Here is a 21,921-nt window from a genome sequence, read left to right as displayed (position 1 = left end):
ACGGATCGCTTGCGCTACAAATTGGACGAGACACGCAAGACGGGGCGCAGAACCCGGACGAGCCACGCCCAGGTCGTCGACGAACTTGGCAAGGCGATCGTCGCCGGCACCTATCCCGTTGGCTCGATCCTGCCTGGCGATACGGAACTGGCGCAGCGTTTCAAAGTGTCCCGCACCGTCTTGCGTGAGACGATGAAGACGCTTGCCGCCAAGGGCATGGTCGTCGCCAAGGCGCGGGTCGGCACGCGTGTGACCGAGAAGAACCTCTGGAACATGTTCGACAGCGAGATCATCGCCTGGCACTTCGACAACGGCGTGACGGAGGAGTTTCTGCTGCAGCTCTACGATATTCGCCTCGCCTTCGAACCCTTCGCCGCCGGTCTCGTCGCCGAGCGGGCGAATGCCGAGGATATCGAGATGCTGCGCGGGCTGGCGCTCGAGATGGCCGCGGCCGGTCATACAGCCGACAGCCTCGCACTCGCCGACCTTCGTTTTCACCTGGCGATCGCCGAAGCCTCGCACAATCCCTTCATGCGGACGCTCGGCAGCCTCATCGAAGCGGCTCTCGTCGGCATGTTCCGCATAAGCACGCCGCCAACCGAAAACGGCTTCGCCAATATCGCCGACACCCATATGCGCATCGTCGATGCGATCGTTTCCGGCGATAACGCCGCCGCGCGCCGCGCGATGGAGGACGTCATCCTGGATGGCCGCGTTCATGTGCACGAGGCCTTCGTGGCCCGCGGTTCCGACGCCGTCACAGGGCCGATTTCGGCCGCAATTTCACCTTTGTGAAGGCTTTGCTTATCGATAGCGCCGCGCGTCTTTTCGAGAGCCGCAAAGGACGCTGCAGCACTTTGAATGGCTGCATAATTTATCCTTAAATCGATTCCGATTTAGGGAATTTTGCAGTATGAGGCGATAAAGCCGCCTCATGGCGCGGATTCGCGGAGCAAATCATGGAACGCACTTGTCTTGCCGTCATCCTTGCCGCCGGTGACAGCACGCGGATGAAATCCTCGAAATCGAAGGTGCTGCATCCGGTCGCCGGACGGCCAATGATCGCCCATGTGGTCGAGGCGGTCGCCTCCGCCGGCATCTCGTCCGTCGCCCTTGTCGTCGGCCGCGACGCCGAGGACGTGGCGAAGGCGGCAAGCATCGACGGCGTCGGCATCGAATCCTATCTGCAGAAGGAACGCCTCGGCACCGGCCACGCGGTGCTGGCGGCGCGCGAAGCGATCGCCAAGGGTTACGACGATATCCTCGTCACCTATGGCGACGTGCCGCTCCAGACCGACGGGCCGCTCAAAGCCGCCCGCCAGGGCCTTGCCGATGGCAGCGATGTCGTCGTCATCGGCTTCCACACCGACCGCCCGACCGGCTACGGCCGCCTGCTCGTCAAGGACGGCGAACTCATCGCCATCCGCGAGGAGAAGGACGCGACCGATGCCGAGCGCACCGTCACCTGGTGCAACAGCGGGCTGATGGCGATCAACGGCAGAAAGGCGCTCGATCTTCTCGCGCGTATCGGCAATGCCAATGCCAAGGGTGAATTTTATCTGACCGATCTCGTCGAGATCGCTCGTTCGCTCGGCGGACGCGTCACCGCGGTCGATGCTCCCGAGATCGAGATGACCGGCTGCAACACCCGTGCCGAACTCGCCGTCATCGAGCGTTTCTGGCAGGAGCGCCGCCGCCACGAGATGATGCTGGCCGGCGTCACCATGATCGCGCCGGAAACGGTTGTTCTGTCCTACGATACCGTCATCGGCCAGGATGCGCTGATCGAGCCGAACGTCGTCTTCGGTCCCGGCGCGGTGATCGACAGCGGCGCCGTCATTCATGCTTTCTCGCATATCGAAGGCGCCCATGTCAGCCAAGGTGCGACCGTCGGCCCCTTCGCCCGGCTGCGGCCAGGTGCCGATCTCGCCAACGGCGCGAAGGTCGGCAATTTCTGCGAGGTCAAGAACGGCCGGCTGGGCGAGGGCGCCAAGGTCAACCACCTGACTTACATCGGCGATGCCGTCATCGGCGCCGGCAGCAATATTGGCGCCGGCACGATCACCTGCAACTATGACGGCGTCAACAAGAGCGAGACGGTGATCGGCGAAAACGCCTTCATCGGTTCCAACTCCTCGCTGGTCGCGCCGGTGACGATCGGCGACGGCGCCTATATCGGCTCCGGCAGTGTCATCACCGTCAATGTGCCGGCCGACGCGCTGGCCCTCGGCCGAGCCCGACAGGAGATCAAGCCCGGCCGCGCGACGCCGCTGCGCGAACGCGCGCTCGCCATCAAGGCGGCGAAGAAGGCGAAAGCCTGACCGGCCTTGCGTAACCGGCGGAAATTCAAAGTGACCGCCGAGGTGATTGAGAAATAAGCAGGAATCGTTAGGACTGGCCTCGTCATCGAAGCCTTCATGGGGATACTATATGTGCGGCATTGTGGGGATCGTCGGAACTGCGCCTGTTGCTGGGCGCCTGGTCGATGCGCTGAAGCGTCTCGAATATCGTGGTTACGATTCCGCCGGTGTCGCCACCATTCATGACGGCGTGATGGATCGCCGCCGCGCCGAGGGCAAGCTGTTCAATCTGGAAAAGCGCCTCGACAGCGAACCGCTGCCCGGCATCGTCGGCATCGCCCACACGCGCTGGGCGACCCACGGTGTTCCCAACGAGACCAATGCCCATCCGCATTTCGTCGAAGGCGTCGCCGTCGTCCATAACGGCATCATCGAGAACTTCTCCGAGCTTCGCGACGAATTGACCGAGGAGGGTTCGGTCTTCCAAACCCAGACCGACACCGAGGTGGTCGCCCATCTGCTGGCGAAATATTTGCGCGAAGGCCTCGAGCCGCGCGACGCCATGCTGAAGATGCTGAACCGGGTGACCGGCGCCTATGCGCTGGCTGTTATGCTCAAGGCTCATCCCGGCACGATCATGGCCGCCCGTTCCGGACCGCCGCTTGCCGTCGGCTATGGCCGCGGCGAGATGTTCCTCGGCTCGGACGCGATCGCGCTCTCGCCCTTCACCAACGAGATCACCTATCTCGTCGACGGCGATTTCGCCGTTCTCACCCGGGACGGTGTCGCAGTGCTCGATTTCGCCGGCAAGCCGGTCAAGCGCGCCCGCCAGATCTCGCAAGCGACCGCCTATGTCGTCGACAAGGGCAACCACCGCCATTTCATGGAAAAGGAAATCTACGAGCAGCCGGAGGTCATCTCCCATGCGCTCAGCCACTATGTCGATTTCGCCGAGAACACGATCGGCGCCAATGCCGCCGCGATCGACTTCAACGCGTCAACCGGACTTGCGATCTCGGCCTGCGGCACGGCCTATCTCGCCGGCCTCGTCGGCAAATACTGGTTCGAGCGTTATGCCCGCCTGCCTGTTGAGATCGACGTCGCCTCCGAGTTTCGCTACCGCGAAATGCCGCTGTCGCCGTCGCAGGCAGCACTCTTCATCTCGCAGTCCGGCGAGACCGCCGATACGCTGGCATCGCTGCGCTATTGCCGCGATAACGGGTTGAAGATCGGCGCGGTCGTCAATGTCCGCGAATCGACGATCGCGCGCGAATCCGACGCCGTCTTCCCGATCATGGCCGGCCCCGAAATCGGCGTTGCCTCGACCAAGGCCTTCACCTGCCAGCTTGCCGTGCTGGCAGCGCTGGCAATCGGCGCCGGCAAGGCGCGCGGCACGGTGAGTGCTGACGAGGAGAGGGCGCTGGTGCGCCATCTCGCCGAAATGCCGCGCATCATGAGCCGGGTGCTGAACCTTATCCAGCCGCAGATGGAAAGCCTGTCGCGCGAGCTGTCGAAGTGCAAGGACGTGCTCTATCTCGGCCGCGGCACCAGCTTCCCGCTCGCCATGGAAGGCGCCCTGAAGCTCAAGGAAATCTCCTATATCCATGCCGAGGGTTATGCTGCCGGCGAATTGAAGCACGGACCGATCGCGCTGATCGACGAGAACATGCCTGTCATCGTCATCGCCCCTTACGACCGTTTCTTCGAAAAGACCGTCTCGAACATGCAGGAGGTCGCAGCCCGCGGCGGCCGCATCATCTTCATCACCGACGAGGCCGGCGCGGCCGCCTCGAAACTGCCGACCATGGCGACGATCACCCTGCCTGTGGTCGACGAAATTATCGCGCCGATGATCTTCTCGCTGCCGATCCAGCTGCTCGCCTATCACACTGCCGTCTTCATGGGCACGGATGTCGACCAGCCGCGCAACCTGGCGAAATCCGTGACCGTGGAATAAGCCTGTAGGGCCGGGACCGTCGCGCCGAAACATATTGTGCGGCGCGCCGAATTCTGGCAGTTTTGGTCTACGGACAAGGGGGAAGGGCCGGCGTACCGGCCTGTCCACGACTGAGATGGAGATCATCAGGAAACGATGACCGACAACACCCCCAGAATGCCGGTCGCGACCCGGCTGAGGAATAATTTTCTCGCAGGGCTGATCATCTGCGCGCCGATCGCGATCACCATCTGGCTGACCTGGACCTTCATCCATTGGTCGGACAGCTGGGTCCGGCCTTATATTCCGGCGCGCTGGAATCCGGAAAGCTATCTCAATTTCGCCATTCCCGGTTTCGGTCTGCTGACCGCCGTTATCCTGATCACCGTCGTCGGCTTCCTCGGCAAGAACCTCATCGGCCAGAGCATCGTCCGGTTCGGCGAATCGATCGTTCAACGCATGCCGCTGGTGCGCACGATCTACAGAAGCGTGAAGCAGATTTTCGAAACCGTGCTGAAGGAACAGGCGAACTCCTTCAAGAAGGTCGGCCTCATCGAGTATCCGGGTCCCGGCCTCTGGGCACTGATCTTCATCGCCACCGACGCCAAGGGCGAAATCGCTTCGAAGTTCAATGCCATGGGCCAGGATATGGTCGCCGTCTTCCTGCCGCCGACGCCGGTGCCGACAGCCGGCTTCCTCATCTTCGTGCCGCGCGAGAAGATCGTCATGCTCGATATGTCGCCGGAAGACGCCGCCAAGTACCTGATTTCAGGCGGGCTTGTGGCGCCCGAACACAAGCCGGCCGATCCCAAGCAGAAGCATTTGCCGCGGCCGAAGCCGGTGGCGGTTTCCAAAGCGGATTGATGCATGTCGCCCAAAAGTGTTCAGCGGTTTTGAGTTAACGACATGCATAGAACAAAGACTTAAAGCGCGCCGCGGCGCGCTTTATCCAGCCCTGAGAAAACGGATCGCCTCGTCGCGGCGGAAAAGATAGAGCAGGGTGCGGATCGCCGTTCCTCTCTCCGTGGTCAGCTCCGGATCGCGCTCGATGAGGTAGGCGGCATCCTTGCGGGCGATCTCCAACAGGTCGGCATGCGCCTCGAGACTGGCGATGCGGAAACCCGGCGTGCCCGATTGCCTCGTGCCGAGCAATTCGCCTTCACCGCGCAGCTTCAGGTCCTCCTCGGCGATGCGGAAACCGTCTTCCGTCTCCCGCATGATCGAAAGCCTGGCATGGCCGGTCTCGCCGAGTGGTCCCTTGTAGAGCAGGATGCAGGTCGAGGCCTCGTCGCCGCGCCCGACGCGGCCGCGCAGCTGATGCAATTGCGCCAGGCCGAAGCGTTCGGCATGTTCGATCACCATGATCGTCGCATCCGGCACGTCGACACCGACCTCGACGACGGTGGTGGCGACGAGCAGCCGGGTCTCGCCGTTCTTGAACGCCATCATCGCCGCGTCCTTCTCCGGCCCGCTCATGCGGCCGTGGATGAGGCCGACATCCGGGCCGAGTGCCGAGACCAGCGTCGCGTGCCGTTCCTCGGCCGACATCAGGTCGAGCTCCTCGGACTCCTCGACCAGCGGGCAGATCCAGTAGGCCTTCTTGCCCTCGGCAATCGCGCTTTGCAGTCGGCCGACGATTTCGCCGGTCCGTTCCATCGGCACGGTGATCGTCTGGATCGGTTTGCGGCCGGCCGGTTTTTCGGTGAGTTTGGAGACGTCCATATCGCCGAAGGCGGCGAGCACCAGCGTGCGCGGGATCGGCGTCGCCGTCATGACAAGCATATGCGGCGAGAGGCCCTTGGCGGTCAGCCGCAGGCGCTGATGCACGCCGAAACGGTGCTGCTCGTCGACGACGGCAAGCATCAGATTGGCGTAGGCGACGCTGTCCTGGAACAGCGCATGCGTGCCGATGATGATCTGGGCAGCACCCGAGGCGATGCGCTCCAGGATTTCCTCCCGCTCGCGTCCCTTGGTGCGCCCGGTCAGCACCTCGATGCTGAGTCCGGCGGCGGCGGCGAATTTCGAGATCGTCGCGTGGTGCTGCCGCGCCAGGATTTCGGTCGGCGCCATCAGCACGGCCTGGCCGCCGCTCTCGATCACCGCCGCCATCGCCATCAGCGCCACCAGCGTCTTGCCGGAACCGACATCGCCCTGCAGCAGCCGCAGCATGCGCTCGTTGCCGGCCATATCCTTCAAAACCTCGGCGATCGCCTCGTTCTGGCTTGACGTGAGCGAGAAGGGCAAGGCCTTCAGGATCTTGCTGCTGATGGCGCCGGTCGCATGCACCGGCTGGCCCGCCACCTTGCGCAGCCTCTGCCGCACCAGGCTCAGTGACAGCTGTCCGGCGAGGAACTCGTCATAGGCAAGCCGCCGCCGGGCAGGGGCCTGCGGGTCGATATCGGTAGGGTCGCGCGGCTCGTGCAGCATGTGGAAACTGTCGCGGATCGACGGCAGGCCCTGTTTCTCAGTCAAGGCCAGGTCGATCCATTCCGGCAGCTCGGGAAAACGCGGCAGGCCGGCGTCGATGATCTTGCGCAGCGTCTTCGGCGAGAGCCCCGCCGTCAGCGAATAGATCGGCTCGACCAGCGGCAGGCTCTCCGTCTCGTCCGCCCTGACGATATAATCGGGATGCACCATCGAGGCGCGGCCGTTGAACCAGTCGATCTTGCCGCTGACCGTCACCTCCGCGTCAACAGGCAGCTGTTTTTCCAGCCACGCCGCCTGTCCGCGGAAGAAGACCAGCGTCAGCTCGCCGGTCTCGTCATGCAGGAAGACGCGATAGGGAATGTTGCTTTTGCCGCGCGGCGGCAGCTGGTGCCGGTCGACGCGCGCCGTGATCGTCACGATCGCGCCCTGCGGCGCGCGCGCGATTCCAGGCTGGTTGCGCCGGTCGATCAGCGAAAAGGGCGCGTGGAAGAGCAGGTCGATGACCCGGCAATCTTCCAGCGTCTCGCGCCCGAGCAGCTTGACCAGCAGGTCGGCGATCTTCGGGCCGACGCCCGGAAGGCCCGAAATGGGGGAAAACAGAGGATCGAGAATGGCGGGGCGCATGTGGCCAAAATGCGATGAACAATGCGGCCTTGGCAAGGCTGACAAGCCGCTTTCCAGGGTCTATAGAGGCGCATCAACAGGAAGGTAATGCCATGACAGGTGTCACGCTCACGAGTGCCGGTCTTGACCCGCGCCGCCGCAGAATCCTTTTCCGCTGCTGGCATCGCGGCATTCGCGAGATGGATCTGGTCTTCGGCCAGTTCGCCGAAGCCGAGGTCGCGAATCTGTCGGAAGCCGAGCTCGACGAGTTCGAGACGATCATGGCGGAAGAGGACAATGATCTCGTCCGCTGGATCATGGGAACATGGCCGGTGCCTGAGCGTTTCCAGACACCGATGTTTGCCCGCATCGCCGCCTACAAGCCCGATTTCGACAAGCCCCTCAGGACGCCGGAATGATCCCTGGTTTCGATGCGAAGAAGCTTGCGGCCATTGCCGAGCCGCTGACGATCGGCAATGTGCCGGCAGGTCTGGAGACGCTGCTGCTCGCCGAGCTCGCCCGAACGGGAGAGCCGGTCGCCTATGTCATGTCCGACGGCCACCGCATGGCCGATCTGGAACAGATGCTGGGCTTTGTCGCCCCCGACATTCCGGTTCTCACCCTGCCGGCCTGGGACTGTCTGCCCTATGACCGCGTCTCGCCGAGTGCCGACACCTCGGCCCGCCGGCTTGCCGCACTCGGCGGCCTCATCGCCCATCGCAAGAAGCCGCACGCGGCAATCGTGCTCGTCACCGCCAATGCCATGCTGCAGAAGGTGGCGCCGCAGGATGTCATCGAAAGCCTGACTTTTTCGGCTCGTCCCGGCAACCAGCTGCGCATGGACGATCTCGCCGGTCGCCTGGAGCGCAATGGCTTCGAGCGGGTCGCGACCGTTCGCGAGGTCGGTGAATATGCCGTGCGCGGTGGCATTCTCGACGTCTTCGTGCCGGGTTCCGAAGAGCCGGTCCGCCTCGATTTCTTTGGCGATACGCTGGAAAGCATCCGCAGCTTCGATCCGGCCAGCCAGCGTACGACCGGGCAGGTGCGATCCCTCGATCTCAACCCGATGAGCGAAGTGACGCTGACGCCGGATACGATCAGCCGCTTCCGCAAGAATTACCTCTCCGCCTTCGGTGCGACCACACGCGACGACGCGCTCTATCTCGCCGTCTCCGAAGGCCGCCGTTACCCCGGCATGGAGCATTGGCTGCCGCTTTTCTACGAGAAGCTCGATACCGTCTTCGACTATCTCAGCGGCTTCCGGATCGTCATCGACCATACGGTGCGTGAGGCAGCAGAAGAGCGCTCCAAGCTCGTTTTCGATTATTACGACGCCCGCCTGAATTCCGGCCAGCCGACCAAGGGCCAGATGACGCAGGGCACGCCTTACAAGCCGGTGACGCCGGGCCAGCTCTATCTCGACAGCAAGCTTTTCGTCAAAACCCTGGACGCGCTCGGCGCGATCCGTATCAGCCCCTTCAATGAACATGAGGGTGAGGCGCGGCGGGTCGTCAATGTCGACGCCCGCCAGGGCCAGCGCTGGGCGCGTTCGAACGCCGAAGGCGGCGGCGATGCCGAACGCATCAACATCTTCGACGTCGTCGTCAAGCATATTGCCGATCGCCGTGCCGCCGGCGCGAAAGTGCTGGTCACCGCCTGGACCGAAGGCTCGCTGGAGCGGCTGCTGCAGGTGCTGAACGAGCACGGCCTGGAAAAGGTCAAGCCGATCGAGGCGCTGAAGGATGTCGGTTCGCTGGCGAGAGGCGAGGCGGCCGCTGCCGTGCTCAGTCTCGAAGCCGGCTTCGAGGCCGGCGACCTCGTCGTCATCGGCGAGCAGGACATCCTCGGCGACCGCATGGTGCGCCGCTCCAAGCGCCGCAAGCGCGCAGCCGATTTCATCTCGGAAGTCGCGGGCCTCGACGAGGGCTCGATCGTCGTCCACGCCGAACATGGCATCGGCCGCTTTATAGGGCTGAGGACCATCGAGGCCGCTGGTGCTCCGCATGCCTGCCTCGAACTGCAATATGCCGACGAGGCCAAGCTTTTCCTGCCGGTCGAAAACATCGATCTTCTCTCGCGCTATGGCGGCGAGGGCACCGAAGCCCAACTCGACAAGCTCGGTGGCGGCGCCTGGCAGATGCGCAAGGCCAAGCTCAAGAAACGCCTGCTCGACATGGCCGATGCGCTGATCCGAATCGCCGCCGAGCGCCTGACGCGCCATGCGCCGATGCTGACGACGCCTGAAGGCCTTTACGACGAATTCGCCGCCCGCTTCCCCTATGACGAGACCGAGGACCAGGATAACGCCATCGAGGCGGTGCGCTCCGATCTCGGCGCCGGCCGGCCGATGGACCGTCTGGTCTGCGGTGACGTCGGTTTCGGCAAGACCGAAGTGGCGCTGCGCGCCGCCTTCGTCGCGGCGATGAACGGTGCCCAGGTCGCCGTCGTCGTGCCGACGACGCTGCTTTCCCGCCAGCATTTCAAGACCTTTTCCGAGCGTTTCCGCGGTCTGCCGGTGCGCATCCAGCAGGCCTCGCGCCTTGTGGGCGCCAAGGAGCTGGCGTTGACCAAGAAGGAAGTGGCTGAGGGGAAGACCGATATCGTCGTCGGCACCCATGCGCTGCTCGGCGCTGGCATCAAATTCGCCAATCTCGGTCTGCTCGTCATCGATGAGGAGCAGCATTTCGGCGTCAAGCACAAGGAGCGGCTGAAGGAGCTGAAGAGCGACGTGCATGTGTTGACGCTGTCGGCAACGCCGATCCCGCGCACGCTGCAGCTTGCCATGACCGGCGTGCGCGAACTGTCGCTGATCACCACGCCGCCGGTCGACCGCATGGCGGTGCGCACCTTCATCTCGCCCTTCGACAGCCTGGTCATCCGCGAGACGTTGATGCGCGAGCATTATCGAGGCGGCCAAAGCTTCTATGTCTGCCCTAGGCTTGCCGACCTCGAGGACGTGCATGCCTTCCTGCAATCGGACGTGCCGGAGTTGAAGGTTGCCATCGCCCATGGCCAGATGCCGGCCGGCGAACTCGAAGACATCATGAACGCCTTTTATGAAGGCCGTTACGACGTGCTGTTGTCCACCACCATCGTCGAATCCGGCCTCGATGTGCCCACGGCCAATACGCTGATCGTCCACCGCGCCGACATGTTCGGCCTTGCCCAGCTCTATCAGCTGCGCGGCCGCGTCGGCCGCTCGAAGGTACGCGCTTTCGCCCTCTTCACCCTGCCGGTCAACAAGGTGCTGACGGCCACCGCCGAACGCCGCCTCAAGGTGCTGCAGTCGCTAGATACGCTCGGCGCCGGTTTCCAGCTGGCAAGCCACGATCTCGATATCCGCGGCGCCGGCAATCTGCTCGGCGAGGAGCAGTCCGGCCACATCAAGGAGGTCGGTTTCGAGCTCTACCAGCAGATGCTGGAAGAGGCGGTTGCCGAGGTCAAGGGTGTCGACGAGATCCACGACACCGGCTGGTCGCCGCAGATCTCGGTCGGCACGACGGTGATGATCCCGGAAGGCTACGTGCCCGACCTGCACCTGCGCATGGCGCTCTATCGCCGTCTCGGCGAAATCACCGAGCTCAAGGAGATCGATGGCTTCGGCGCCGAGATGATCGACCGATTCGGCCCGATGCCGATCGAAGTCCAGCATCTGTTGAAGATCGTCTACATCAAATCGCTCTGCCGCACCGCCAATGTCGAAAAGCTCGATGCCGGCCCGAAGGGCGTCGTCGTGCAGTTCCGCAACAAGGAATTCCCCAACCCGGCAAACCTCGTAGGTTATATCGGCAAGCAGGGCACGATGGCGAAGATCCGCCCCGATCACAGCCTGTTCTTGACCCGCGACCTGCCGACGCCGGAAAAACGCCTGCAGGGCGCAGCTGTTATCATGACGCAACTGGCGGAACTGGCGAAATAGAGCAATTCCAGCAAAACTGTGCCGCGGTTTTGCTGGGCAAAGCGCGAAGCGATTTTGCCAGGAATTGCGTGAAAAAGGGAGATAGAGATGGGAACATACGGCGCAACGATCGCCTGGCAGCGGAACGGCGAAACCTTCACCGACAACCGCTACAGCCGTGCCCACCGCTGGACCTTCGACGGCGGCATCGAGGTGAAGGCATCCTCGTCCTCGCATGTCGTTCCGCTGCCCTATTCGGCTGAGGATGCCGTCGATCCGGAAGAGGCCTTCGTCGCCTCGCTCTCCAGCTGCCACATGCTCTGGTTCCTATCGATCGCCGCCAAACAGCGATTTTGCGTCGACAGCTATACCGATGCTGCCGAGGGCATCATGGAGAAGAATGCCGAAGGCCGTCTTGCCATGACCGTCGTGACCCTCCGTCCGCATGTCGTCTTCAGCGGCGAAAAGCAGCCCTCGCTCAGCGAGTTGGAAAGCTTGCACCATCGCGCCCACGACGAATGTTTCATCGCTAATTCGGTGAAGACCGAGGTGCGCTGCGTTCCGGTTCTGGGCTAGAGCTGGGGCCGTCGACGTCAGTTGAGGCCTGATCGTGCCTCGGCTTTCGCCTTGGCGATATCGCGCAGCGCGTTCGCCAGGACGTCAGGCGTCTGTGCACCGCTGACGGCATATTGCTGGTCGAAGATGAAGAATGGCACGCCGTTGACGCCCATCTCCTGCGCTGCCTTGATCTCGGCGACGATCAGATCGCGATCGGCTTCGGAAGCAAGCAGCGAGGCGATGACCGAACGGTTGAGGCCGGCCTTCTCGGCGATATCGAGCAGCACCGCATGGTCGCCGACATTGCGGCCTTCCTCGAAATTCGCCTTGAACAGCGCGGCAACGACCTTGTCCTGCTTCTCACGGCCTTCGATCATCGCCCAGTGGATTAGCCGATGCGCATCGAGCGTGTTAGGGCCGATCTTGATCGCCTCGAAATCGAAGGCGATGCCGACCTCGCGGCCGTAATCGGAGAGCATCTTGTGCGCCTGCGCCACGCGCTCCTCGCCGCCGAGCTTCTCAGCCAGCGCCTTCTTCTGGTCGACGCCTTCCTTGGGATAGTCGGGATTGAGCCGGTACGGCCGCCAGTTGATGTCGACGCCGATTTGGTCTTGCACCTCGGCGATGGCGAGCTCCAGCCGCGCCTTGCCGAGATAGCACCAGGGGCAGACGACATCCGAGACGACGTCGATGGTGATACGCTCCATGATGATTTTCCTTATTCTGTGCGTCTCCCAAGGGAGACATTCAAGCCGGAGCGGTCCGGCTGCTTCTTATTGGGCGCTCGTATCCCACCAGAGCGGCAGTTGGTAGCCGTAGAGCGGCACCGTATCGGGATGGCCGATGCGTTTGCTGCGCGCCACCCATTGCTGCCCCATATGATAGAGCGGCAGCACGTAATGGCTGGACAGCAGCAGCCGGTCGTAGGAGCGCACCGCCGCGGTGAAATCCTCGGCCGAGCGCGCCCGGAGCAGGTGATCGATCAACGCATCGAGATCGGGATCCGCAGCGCCGGCGAAGCTGTCGCTGCCCTCGCGGGTCTTCGCGGCCGAAGACCAGCGGCCGAGCTGTTCGTTTCCAGGTGATAGCGAGGACGTGTAGGACTTCATGATCATGTCGAAGTCGAAGCTGTTCGTCCGGCTCTGATACTGCGAATCGTCGACAGTGCGGATCGAAGCGGCGATGCCGATCGTCTGCAGCGAACGCTGATAGGCGACAGCGAGCTTCTCCTGGTCGGCATTCTGCGTCATGATCTCGAAGGCGAGCTGGCGGCCGGAGGCATCGAGCATCTTTCCGCCCTGGATCGTATAGCCGCCCTGTTTCAGCTGCTCGACGGCCTGTTTCAGCACATTGCGGTCGCGGCCGGAGCCGTCGGTGACCGGCAGCTTGTAGGTGCCGTCGAGAATCTCCGGCGCAATTTTGTCCTTGATCGGCCCGAGCAGGGCAAGCTCGGCCGCATTGGCGGGAACCCCGAAACTTGACAGCTCGGAATTCTGCCAGAAGCTCTGGGTGCGTTTGTAGGCGCCGGAATAGAGGTTCTTGTTGGCCCATTCGAAATCGAACACCAGCGACAGGCCTTCGCGCACCTTGGGATCGGCAAAGATCGGTCGGCGCGTGTTGAACACGAAGCCGAGCATGCCGCTCGGCAGTTTCGGCGTGAACACGTCCTTGACCACAGCCCCCGAGGTGACGGCGGGGAAATTATAGGCATTGGCCCAATGACCGGGATTGCCGTCGGGATAAATGTCGACATCGCCCTTCTTGAAGGCCTCGAACAGGGTCGTATCCTGCAGGAAATACTGGACGGTGATCTGGTCGTAATTGTCGGTGCCGACCTTGGCGGGAATGTCCTTGCCCCAGTAGTTCGGATCGCGCTCATAGGTGATGCTCTCGCCGGGCTTCACCGTCTTCACCTTGTAGGGGCCGGAGCCGACCGGCGGCGCCAGCGATGAACGGTCGAAGGTCTCTGGGTCGATCGCATGTTTCGGCAGCACCGGGAACAGGCCGAAGATCAGCGGCGTCTCCCGGTCGGCCTTCTCGTTGAAGGTGAAGCGCACGCTGCGCTCGCCGACTTTTTCCATCTTGGCGACGACGTTGAGGCGGTTGGCGAAGGGCACGCGGCCCTTGTCGCGCATCAGCTCGAAGGTGAACATCACATCCTCGGGCGTCACCGGCTGGCCGTCGGCCCATTTCGCCTTTGGATTGAGGTTGAACTGAATGAAGCTCCGGTTGTCGTCCCATTCGACCGTTTCGGCGAGCAGGCCGTAGAGCGTGAAGGGCTCGTCCCTGGAGCGCTGCATCAGCGATTCGTAGACGAGATTGCCGTAGTCCGGATCCCACATGCCGCGCGCCGTCGTGCGCATGCTCTTCAGGATGAACGGATTGAGGCTGTCGAAGGTGCCGACCACGCCATAGGTGATCTTGCCGCCCTTTTTGACGTCGGGATTGACGTAAGGGAAGTGCTTGTAATCGGCCGGCAAAGCCGGCTCGCCATGCATCGCAATGCCATGCAGCGGCTCGGCGGCGACAGTGCCGCACAGCAGCGAGAGGACGAGGGGGACGACGATCCGGAGCATTCGGCAATCCTTGATCCGTGAAAACGGGCATGATTCACCGCGGAGATTATCATGGGGTCGACCGATTCCAACACGGAGCGGCGATTTCTTTGGCATCGCGACGAAATGCACCTCAAATTGCCAAAGAAATGCTGGATATCTTGAACGCTGCGATGTAACAGGTGAACCCGAAGTTTCGGGGTCATGCATTTGCCTTATTTTTTTAAGAGGTGGAGTGCCGAACGACCCGATGGTTGGGGCGGCAAGACGCTGCCCCGAACGGATATCAGGAGACGGAATTCGTTATGATGTTCAAGTCTGAAAAGAAAATGCGGGCAGCACTGTCCGTTCTGGCGGTGGTGTTCGGCGCTTCGGCTCCGGTCTCCTCCTTCGCACAGGATGCGGCGGCGCAGGCTCCGGCCGATGCCCCGGCACAGGCCGCAGGAGCGCCGAAGCTCGGCTGGTACAAGACCTGCAGCAAGCAGGAAGACAACGACATCTGTGTTGTCCAGAACCTGATCCTCGCCAATGGCGGCCAGCTCGTTACGGCCGTCGGCCTGATCTCGGTTTCCGGCAAGATCAACCGCAAGCTCCTGCAGGTCTCGGTTCCCACGGCACGCCTCGTTCCTCCCGGCGTCATCATGCAGATCGACGGCGGCAAGGGCCAGAAGCTCGACTACGCTGTCTGCCTGCCAGACAAGTGCACCGCCGAAATTCCGCTGACCGACGCGATGATCGCCAGCCTCAAGAAGGGCAGCGACGTGATCTTCACCTCGATCAACTTCCGCCGCGCTCCGAACCCGATCAAGATTTCGCTTGAAGGCTTCACTGGCGCGTATGACGGCGAACCAGTTTCCGAATCCAAGCTTGCCGAAAGCCAGCGCAGCCTGCAGGACAGCATGCAGAAGAAGGCCGAGGAAGCCCGCAAGAAACTGGAAGACGCCCAGAAGGCAGCCAAGGCGCAGTAATCCTGCCGCCATCACTAAACAGAAACCCGGCTTTGCGCCGGGTTTTTTGTTGCGCAAAGAAAAGGCCTCGCCGGGAGAAGCGAGGCCTTGATTCAACGATCGGCACGACTGAGTTAGTGGGCGAAGCTCATCTTGGGTTTGAACTGCCCTGACGGGGCCTGATCGAAAATCTGGTAGATCTGTGGGTTGCGAAGCGGCATGCCGCTTTCGTCGTTCATCAGGTTCTGCTCGGAGACGTAGGCGACATATTCGCTTTCGTCATTTTCAGCGAGCAGGTGATAGAAGGGCTGGTCCCTGCTCGGGCGCACCTCGGCCGGAATGGAATTCCACCACTCCTCCGTATTCGCGAACTCCGGATCAACGTCAAAGATGACGCCGCGAAACGGAAATACCTTGTGCCGAACCACTTCGCCAATACTGAACTTTGCTATTCTTTCTTTCATGGTACGACTTCCTTTCATCACCAAATCTGGTGATTGGTGTCGCGCAAATCAAGATTTTTGCGCGAGTTCGTCACATGAACGTCATATCCTCCTAGTGGCGTCCATGACCTGGGAGGCGAAAGCCCCGGCGAGCCGGGACTTTCTGTGTTCAGAGCCCGATCAGGCCGAATAATACATGTCGTATTCGACCGGATGCGGCGTCATTTCGAAACGCATCACCTCGGCCATCTTCAGCTCGATGAAGGCATCGATCTGATCGTCGTCGAAGACGCCGCCGGCTGTCAGGAACTTGCGGTCCTTGTCGAGGCTTTCGAGCGCTTCGCGCAACGAGCCGCAGACGGTCGGGATCTTCTTCAATTCCTTCGGCGGCAGGTCGTAGAGATCCTTATCCATGGCCTTGCCGGGATGGATCTTGTTCTTGATGCCGTCGAGGCCGGCCATCAGCATGGCGGCGAAGGCGAGATAGGGGTTGGCAGTCGGATCCGGGAAGCGGACTTCGACGCGCTTGGCCTTCGGGTTGGAGCCGAACGGAATGCGGCAGGAGGCCGAACGGTTGCGGGCCGAATAGGCGAGCAGCACAGGTGCTTCGTAACCCGGGACAAGACGCTTGTAGGAGTTCGTCGACGGATTGGTGAAGGCGTTGATCGCCTTGGCATGCTTGATGATGCCGCCGATATAGAACAGGCAGCTCTCGGAGAGGCCAGCATATTCGTCGCCGGCAAAGGTCGGCTTGCCGCCCTTCCAGATCGACTGGTGCACATGCATGCCCGAGCCGTTGTCGCCGAAGATCGGCTTCGGCATGAAGGTCGCCGTCTTGCCATAGGCGTTGGCTACCTGGTGCACGACATATTTGTAGATCTGCATCTTGTCGGCGTTGCGCACCAGCGTATCGAACTTGATGCCGAGTTCGTGCTGGGCGGCAGCGACTTCATGGTGATGCTTTTCGACGACGACGCCCATCTCGGAGAGCACCGTCAGCATTTCCGAACGCATGTCCTGGGCGCTGTCGACAGGGGGAACCGGGAAATACCCGCCCTTGACGCGCGGGCGATGGCCGAGGTTGCCGGTCTCGTAATCGGTGTCGTCATTCGACGGCAGTTCGGTCGAATCGAGCTTGAAGCCGGTGTTATAAGGATCGGCCTTATACTTGACGTCGTCGAAGACGAAGAATTCGGCTTCCGGGCCGACGAAGACCGTATCGCCGATGCCGGATGCCTTGAGATAGGCTTCGGCCTTCTTGGCGGTGCCGCGCGGATCGCGGTTATAGGCCTCGCCGGAGACCGGATCGAGGATGTCGCAGACGATGACCATGGTCGACTGGGCGAAGAACGGGTCCATATGCACCGTTTCGGTGTCGGGCATCAGCACCATGTCGGACTCGTTGATGGCTTTCCAGCCGCCGATCGAGGAGCCATCGAACATCACGCCGTCAGCGAACATGTCTTCATCGACGCAGACAACGTCCATCGTCACATGCTGCAGCTTGCCCTTCGGGTCGGTGAAACGCAGATCGACGAACTTTACGTCGTTCTCCTTGATCTGCTTCAGAATTTCGCTTGCGGTCGCCATTAATGAGTTTCCTCCGATTTGCGATGACGGTCTAGGTCGGCGATGACGGTAACGGACTTTGCGCGATTGGCAAAGTGGTCAGATGGCATCAATGCCGGTCTCGCCGGTGCGGATGCGGATAACCTCTTCGATATTGGAGACGAAGATCTTTCCGTCGCCGATGCGGCCGGTCTGCGCCGCCTTGCGGATCGCATCGATGACGGCCTCCGCGTTCTCGTCGGCCAGTACGACCTCGACTTTGACCTTCGGCAGGAAATCGACGACGTATTCAGCTCCGCGGTAGAGTTCCGTGTGGCCCTTCTGACGGCCGAAACCCTTGGCTTCCGTGACCGTGATACCCTGCAGGCCAACTTCCTGAAGGGCTTCCTTCACTTCGTCCAGCTTGAAAGGCTTAATGATCGCTTCGATCTTTTTCATGAGAAAATGTCTCTCCGCTTCTCTTGTTATGGCAGGAATTTTCCCGCTCGCCGGATATGATGCAGATATCGTGCCAGTTTGAAATCCATCTTATCGAAAAAAGTCGTCGATTCTGCCAAAACCGGCGCGTTTGCGGGGAATTCCATGTCGTTTTGGTGCCGGAATAGGTGGAAAAACATTGTCTCCGATCAAAATCACATCCGAAACGGAAAAAGTCAGGTATTTTCGCAACTGCGAATACACATCTCGAGGAGATGAAAATATAGGCAAATGCTTAAATTGCGTCCTTCTCTTTGGTGTTTCAGGCGGTTGTTTTTTAGGCGTTTTTTGATTGAATAGGGTGATGATCAAACATCTGTCCGACCTTCTTCTCACGCCTGCCGAAATGGCCGCCGTCGATGCGGCCGCTGCCGCATCCGGCATCGACTCCTTCGGCCTGATGGAGAGGGCAGGCGCCGCGGTCGCGGCCGCTGCTCTGCGCCTTCATCCCGGAGCGTTGCGCTTCGTCGTACTCTGCGGACCCGGCAACAATGGCGGCGACGCCTATGTCGCAGCACGTCATCTGCATGAGAGCGGGGCGAGGGTGGCGCTCTTCCACCTCGGCGATCCCTCCAGGCTGAAGGGCGATGCCGCCCGTGCCCAAGCCGGTTGCGTGCTCCAGGGGCAAAACCTCGACCTCTATCGGCCCGAAACCGGCGACGTCGTCATCGATGGCCTGTTCGGGGCGGGGCTTGGCCGCGAGGTGCCGGCCGATGTGCGCGCGCTGATCGGCCGCGTCACCGAGACCGCTATTCCCGTGCTGGCCATCGATCTGCCCTCCGGCCTCGACGGCCGCACCGGCAAGGTGCTGGGGGCTGCCTTCCGGGCCTGCAATACCATCACCTTCATGACCCGCAAGCCCGGCCATCTCCTGATGCCGGGCAGGGAGCTTTGCGGTGAATTGGAGGTCTTCGATATCGGCATTCCCGCCCGCATCATCCGCGCTGAGGCGGGCGGTGTCATCGCCGAGAACACGCCGGACGCCTGGAAGCGTGCGCTGCCGGCCGAGCAGCTGGAAACCCACAAATACAAGCGCGGTCATCTGGTCGTCTTCTCAGGCGCGGCCGACAAGACGGGTGCCGCGCGCATGTCGGCAATCTCGGGCCTGAAGGCCGGCGCCGGCCTGGTGACGATCGCCGCCCCCCGCGCGGCCATGGCCGCCAATGCCGCACATCTGACCGCCGTCATGCTGCATGCCATCGACGACGAGGCCGACCTCGGCGACTGGCTCTCCGACAAGCGGCTGCAAACCTTCGTCCTCGGCCCCGGTTTCGGCATCGGCGCCAGGGCGCGCGGCTTCGTCTCGGCCCTTGCCGATCGCCATCTGGTGCTCGATGCCGACGGCATCTCCTCGTTCAAGGACGATCCGCAACAGCTGTTTGATCTTTTCCGGGGTGAGCCGCGTCTGGTGCTGACGCCGCACGAAGGCGAATTCGCGCGGCTCTTTCCCGATATCGGCGGCGACGAGGGGCTCGGCAAGGTGGACAAGGCCTTGGCCGCCGCCCGCCGCGCCAATGCTGCGATAATTTACAAAGGCGCCGATACCGTCATCGCCGCGCCTGATGGACGGGCGCTTATCAATACCAACGCTCCCGTCTGGCTTGCCACCGCCGGTTCCGGCGACGTGCTTGCCGGCATCATCGGCGGATTGCTCGCCCAGGGCCTGCCGGCCTTCGAGGCAGCGGCTGCCGGCGTCTGGCTGCATGGCGAGGCAGGTCAACGCGCCGGCAAGGGGCTGACGGCGGAGGAGCTTGCAGCCCGTGTATTGCCGCTTTAGAGCACCGTGCGTCCTTTCGGACGCGCAAAGGACGCTCTAACTCTTTTAATCCTCGCATCGTGCTTTCCGGCAATCGATTCCGATTTTCGGGCCGATGCGCGTGCGCCTCCGCATGGGCCAGGATTAGGAGCGCGGACGCCGCGGATCCGGCCATCTGGCGGATCTGCGCGCTGCGGGCTTCCGGCACCTCGAACGCGGAAGCAATCCGCATCGTCACCCGACCTGTGTGGCCGGGCGCAGGCTGGGTTGTTTTACAATTGCAAATGCGGCCAGGGTGTTCTGTCGCGGATTTCGCAGAAACGGGAATGGGCAGGTCCGTCCTTCGTTGGACGAGGGCGGGTTGAGCCCTATGTCGGCTGAATAACGGCCATTGTCGTCGCGCTCCTTGCGTGGCATCTTCCCGGCGGAGGATTCCACCTCTCGTTGACGGGCTTTCCGTTTTTTACTGCGTAAGTCTGTCTTCTCGACGGAGGCTCGAATGAGTATTGGCCTGATCGCCCTTCTTGATGATATCGCGGCATTGGCCAAGGTGGCTGCGGCGTCGCTCGACGATATTGCCGGCCAGGCTGCCAAGGCAGGCGCGAAAGCGGCTGGTGTCGTCATTGATGATGCGGCAGTCACACCCCGCTACGTCACCGGATTTTCGGCAGCACGCGAATTGCCGATCATCGGCAAGATCACGCTCGGCTCGCTGAAGAACAAGCTTCTGATCCTGCTTCCGGCAGCACTGATCCTGAGCCTTGTCGCACCGCAGGCGATCACGCCGCTGCTGATGATCGGCGGGCTTTATCTCTGCTACGAGGGTGTGGAAAAAGTCTACGAACTGGTGATGCCGCATGCAGCCCATGCCCATGAATCGGCACTCGAGACGACAAGCCTCGATGCCAAATCGCTAGAAGACGAGAAGGTTGCCGGCGCAATCAAGACGGATTTCATCCTGTCGGCCGAAATCATGGCGATTACGCTCGCTGCGGTGCCGTCAGGCAGCATGTTCACGCAGGCCCTCATCCTTGCCGTCGTTGGACTGGGGATCACGATCATGGTCTATGGCGGCGTGGCGCTTATCGTGAAGGCCGATGATCTGGGTCTGATGCTGGCGCGTCTGCAGACGGCATCTCCAATGGGCGCCTTCTTGCGTTCGATCGGGAAGGGGCTTGTCACGGGCATGCCTTATTTTCTGAAAGTGCTCGGCATCGTCGGAACGGCGGCCATGATCTGGGTCGGCGGCGGCATCATCGTTCATGGCCTCGAAGCCTATGGCATCAGCGGACTTGCGCATCTGATCCATGATGCCGGCGAGGCGACGGCGCATGCAGTTCCCGTTCTGGCATCAGTGCTGCGCTGGATCGTCGAGGCCGCAGGCGCGGGCATCGTCGGTATCGTCGTCGGCTTGATCGCAATTCCGGTCACAGGCTACGCCGTCTCGCCGATATGGCGGTACCTCAAATCGCTCCTGCCGCGCCGGCGAAAAGAGGCGCTGGCGGACGGGAAAAAATAAAGCCAGAGTCCGTCGACGAGCAAGGCGTCATATCCAGCCTCATGGAATGCGTGACCGACGATGTGATACCCACAATGTCACGATCCCTGTTGTGACTATCCAGCCTCGCCTATTTCGCTAGCGCCTGCTGCAGGGCGATTGCCCCATGCGGCGCATTGACCTTGCCCTCATGGATCATGAAGGCGAAGACGTCGCGCGGCTCGGTCTTCACTTTGCGATCGCCATCGATCAGCGGCAGGTCATCAGGAACCTTGCCCTCGGCCCAGGTCTTGAGCCGGTCTGCCCAGGCCTTCAGGTCCTTTTCCGGATAGCAGGTCGCAATATCGTCCGAGCCCTTCTGCAGCCGCGCATAGACGAAATCGGCGGTCACGTCGGCGATCATCGGATATTCGAAATGTTCGGCGCAAACCGGCGCCACGCCGTATTTCGAAAGCAGCGCCACGAACTCCGACACCTTGAAGGAATCGTGCCGTACCTCGACCACGTGGCGGAGCGTCAGCCCGTGCTGTTTTGCCGGCAGCAGCTTCAGGAAGGCTTCGAAATCGTCTGCATCGAACCTCTTCGTCGGCGCGAACTGCCAGAGCAGCGGCCCGAGATGATCGCCGAGTTCGCTGATGCCCGATGACAGAAATCGCTCCATCGATTCACCGGCTTCGGCAAGCACCCGCCGATTGGTGACGAAACGTGTCGCCTTCAGCGAAAAGATGAACCCGTCGGGCACGTCCGCCGCCCATTTGGCAAAGACCGCAGGCTTTTGCGTGCTGTAATAGGTGCCGTTGACCTCGATGACCTTCAGCTGGCGGCTGGCGTAATTCAGCTCGTCCTTCTGTTTCAGGTCATCGGGAAAGAAATGCCCGCGCCAGGGCTCGAAGGTCCAGCCGCCGATGCCGGTGCGGATAGTGCCGGATTTCGTCATGTTGTCCTCCCCATTCG

At 61.9% G+C, this 21,921-nt stretch carries 17 protein-coding genes; 10 read left to right on the top strand and 7 right to left on the bottom strand.

The genetic code is table 11. The features are described 5' to 3' along the window. The first annotated feature begins 9 nt into the window (after positions 1 to 9). From BS629_RS30640 to BS629_RS30625, 4 genes are all read left to right on the top strand, one after another. Positions 10 to 795 (top strand): FadR/GntR family transcriptional regulator, encoded by a 786-nt coding sequence (locus tag BS629_RS30640; RefSeq protein WP_018241996.1) that lies wholly within the window; start codon positions 10 to 12, stop codon positions 793 to 795. A gap of 164 nt (positions 796 to 959) precedes the next feature. Further along, positions 960 to 2,321: a bifunctional UDP-N-acetylglucosamine diphosphorylase/glucosamine-1-phosphate N-acetyltransferase GlmU gene (gene glmU / locus BS629_RS30635; protein WP_018241997.1), complete on the top strand. Its 1,362-nt coding sequence runs from the start codon at positions 960 to 962 to the stop codon at positions 2,319 to 2,321. A 109-nt stretch (positions 2,322 to 2,430) separates the two neighbouring features. Continuing rightward, positions 2,431 to 4,257 carry a glutamine--fructose-6-phosphate transaminase (isomerizing) gene (glmS, locus tag BS629_RS30630; protein WP_018241998.1) on the top strand — a complete coding sequence of 609 codons (1,827 nt, stop codon included), beginning with the start codon at positions 2,431 to 2,433 and terminating at the stop codon, positions 4,255 to 4,257. 135 nt (positions 4,258 to 4,392) lie between these two features. Continuing rightward, positions 4,393 to 5,100 carry a DUF502 domain-containing protein gene (locus tag BS629_RS30625; protein WP_018241999.1) on the top strand — a complete coding sequence of 236 codons (708 nt, stop codon included), beginning with the start codon at positions 4,393 to 4,395 and terminating at the stop codon, positions 5,098 to 5,100. Between the two features lie 81 nt (positions 5,101 to 5,181). Here the strand turns inward: BS629_RS30625 and recG are convergent, their stop codons facing one another. Then, positions 5,182 to 7,287, bottom strand: a complete 2,106-nt coding sequence (gene recG, locus BS629_RS30620) for an ATP-dependent DNA helicase RecG (RefSeq protein ID WP_018516381.1) — start codon at positions 7,285 to 7,287, stop codon at positions 5,182 to 5,184. 92 nt (positions 7,288 to 7,379) lie between these two features. Between recG and BS629_RS30615 the strand changes: the two genes are divergently transcribed. The 3 genes from BS629_RS30615 to BS629_RS30605 all read left to right on the top strand — a co-directional run bounded on the left by BS629_RS30615 (position 7,380) and on the right by BS629_RS30605 (position 11,740). Beyond that, a complete protein-coding gene (locus tag BS629_RS30615; RefSeq protein ID WP_018242001.1) occupies positions 7,380 to 7,685 on the top strand; it encodes an FAD assembly factor SdhE in 306 nt (101 codons plus the stop codon). After that, positions 7,682 to 11,185, top strand: coding sequence for a transcription-repair coupling factor (gene mfd / locus BS629_RS30610; RefSeq protein WP_018242002.1), 3,504 nt, complete (start codon positions 7,682 to 7,684; stop codon positions 11,183 to 11,185). The genes BS629_RS30615 and mfd overlap by 4 nt, the downstream gene beginning before the upstream one ends. 87 nt (positions 11,186 to 11,272) lie before the next feature. Further along, a complete protein-coding gene (locus BS629_RS30605; protein WP_018242003.1) occupies positions 11,273 to 11,740 on the top strand; it encodes an OsmC family protein in 468 nt (155 codons plus the stop codon). A gap of 17 nt (positions 11,741 to 11,757) precedes the next feature. Here BS629_RS30605 and BS629_RS30600 read toward each other — a convergent pair whose 3' ends face one another. Then, a complete protein-coding gene (locus tag BS629_RS30600; protein WP_018242004.1) occupies positions 11,758 to 12,429 on the bottom strand; it encodes a DsbA family oxidoreductase in 672 nt (223 codons plus the stop codon). 66 nt (positions 12,430 to 12,495) lie between these two features. Then, positions 12,496 to 14,298: an extracellular solute-binding protein gene (locus BS629_RS30595; protein WP_018242005.1), complete on the bottom strand. Its 1,803-nt coding sequence runs from the start codon at positions 14,296 to 14,298 to the stop codon at positions 12,496 to 12,498. A gap of 284 nt (positions 14,299 to 14,582) precedes the next feature. Between BS629_RS30595 and BS629_RS30590 the strand changes: the two genes are divergently transcribed. Further along, the gene (locus BS629_RS30590; RefSeq protein WP_017994059.1) at positions 14,583 to 15,245 is read left to right on the top strand and encodes an invasion associated locus B family protein; all 663 of its coding nucleotides are present in this window, start codon (positions 14,583 to 14,585) and stop codon (positions 15,243 to 15,245) included. A gap of 113 nt (positions 15,246 to 15,358) precedes the next feature. Here the strand turns inward: BS629_RS30590 and hspQ are convergent, their stop codons facing one another. The 3 genes from hspQ to BS629_RS30575 form a co-directional block, all read right to left on the bottom strand. Beyond that, positions 15,359 to 15,688 (bottom strand): heat shock protein HspQ, encoded by a 330-nt coding sequence (hspQ, locus tag BS629_RS30585; RefSeq protein WP_018242006.1) that lies wholly within the window; start codon positions 15,686 to 15,688, stop codon positions 15,359 to 15,361. Between the two features lie 159 nt (positions 15,689 to 15,847). Then, positions 15,848 to 17,257 (bottom strand): type I glutamate--ammonia ligase, encoded by a 1,410-nt coding sequence (gene glnA, locus BS629_RS30580; protein WP_011651961.1) that lies wholly within the window; start codon positions 17,255 to 17,257, stop codon positions 15,848 to 15,850. Between the two features lie 78 nt (positions 17,258 to 17,335). Further along, positions 17,336 to 17,674 carry a P-II family nitrogen regulator gene (locus tag BS629_RS30575; protein ID WP_003579240.1) on the bottom strand — a complete coding sequence of 113 codons (339 nt, stop codon included), beginning with the start codon at positions 17,672 to 17,674 and terminating at the stop codon, positions 17,336 to 17,338. A gap of 343 nt (positions 17,675 to 18,017) precedes the next feature. Here BS629_RS30575 and BS629_RS30570 point away from each other — a divergent pair, with 343 nt between their 5' ends. After that, complete coding sequence (locus tag BS629_RS30570; RefSeq protein ID WP_018242008.1) at positions 18,018 to 19,490, top strand: bifunctional ADP-dependent NAD(P)H-hydrate dehydratase/NAD(P)H-hydrate epimerase; 1,473 nt, start codon at positions 18,018 to 18,020, stop codon at positions 19,488 to 19,490. 478 nt (positions 19,491 to 19,968) lie between these two features. Then, complete coding sequence (locus BS629_RS30565; RefSeq protein ID WP_018242009.1) at positions 19,969 to 20,988, top strand: DUF808 domain-containing protein; 1,020 nt, start codon at positions 19,969 to 19,971, stop codon at positions 20,986 to 20,988. 109 nt (positions 20,989 to 21,097) lie between these two features. Here BS629_RS30565 and BS629_RS30560 read toward each other — a convergent pair whose 3' ends face one another. After that, positions 21,098 to 21,904 (bottom strand): DUF72 domain-containing protein, encoded by an 807-nt coding sequence (locus BS629_RS30560; protein ID WP_018242010.1) that lies wholly within the window; start codon positions 21,902 to 21,904, stop codon positions 21,098 to 21,100. Positions 21,905 to 21,921 lie beyond the last annotated feature (17 nt).

It is taken from the genome of Rhizobium leguminosarum bv. viciae USDA 2370, assembly GCF_002008365.1.
GTDB lineage: Bacteria > Pseudomonadota > Alphaproteobacteria > Rhizobiales > Rhizobiaceae > Rhizobium > Rhizobium leguminosarum.
The sequence above is the reverse complement of the archived record's forward strand: the minus strand, read 5'-3'. Positions and strand labels throughout refer to the sequence as shown.

Bases quoted from the DNA above. Each gene is read 5' to 3' on its own strand.
- glmU (WP_018241997.1), top strand. From the start codon at position 960: ATGGAACGCACTTGTCTTGCCGTCATCCTTGCCGCCGGTGACAGCACG.
- glmS (WP_018241998.1), top strand. From the start codon at position 2,431: ATGTGCGGCATTGTGGGGATCGTCGGAACTGCGCCTGTTGCTGGGCGC.
- BS629_RS30625 (WP_018241999.1), top strand. From the start codon at position 4,393: ATGACCGACAACACCCCCAGAATGCCGGTCGCGACCCGGCTGAGGAAT.
- recG (WP_018516381.1), bottom strand. From the start codon at position 7,287: ATGCGCCCCGCCATTCTCGATCCTCTGTTTTCCCCCATTTCGGGCCTT.
- BS629_RS30615 (WP_018242001.1), top strand. From the start codon at position 7,380: ATGACAGGTGTCACGCTCACGAGTGCCGGTCTTGACCCGCGCCGCCGC.
- mfd (WP_018242002.1), top strand. From the start codon at position 7,682: ATGATCCCTGGTTTCGATGCGAAGAAGCTTGCGGCCATTGCCGAGCCG.
- BS629_RS30605 (WP_018242003.1), top strand. From the start codon at position 11,273: ATGGGAACATACGGCGCAACGATCGCCTGGCAGCGGAACGGCGAAACC.
- BS629_RS30600 (WP_018242004.1), bottom strand. From the start codon at position 12,429: ATGGAGCGTATCACCATCGACGTCGTCTCGGATGTCGTCTGCCCCTGG.
- BS629_RS30595 (WP_018242005.1), bottom strand. From the start codon at position 14,298: ATGCTCCGGATCGTCGTCCCCCTCGTCCTCTCGCTGCTGTGCGGCACT.
- BS629_RS30590 (WP_017994059.1), top strand. From the start codon at position 14,583: ATGATGTTCAAGTCTGAAAAGAAAATGCGGGCAGCACTGTCCGTTCTG.
- hspQ (WP_018242006.1), bottom strand. From the start codon at position 15,688: ATGAAAGAAAGAATAGCAAAGTTCAGTATTGGCGAAGTGGTTCGGCAC.
- glnA (WP_011651961.1), bottom strand. From the start codon at position 17,257: ATGGCGACCGCAAGCGAAATTCTGAAGCAGATCAAGGAGAACGACGTA.
- BS629_RS30575 (WP_003579240.1), bottom strand. From the start codon at position 17,674: ATGAAAAAGATCGAAGCGATCATTAAGCCTTTCAAGCTGGACGAAGTG.
- BS629_RS30570 (WP_018242008.1), top strand. From the start codon at position 18,018: ATGATCAAACATCTGTCCGACCTTCTTCTCACGCCTGCCGAAATGGCC.
- BS629_RS30565 (WP_018242009.1), top strand. From the start codon at position 19,969: ATGAGTATTGGCCTGATCGCCCTTCTTGATGATATCGCGGCATTGGCC.
- BS629_RS30560 (WP_018242010.1), bottom strand. From the start codon at position 21,904: ATGACGAAATCCGGCACTATCCGCACCGGCATCGGCGGCTGGACCTTC.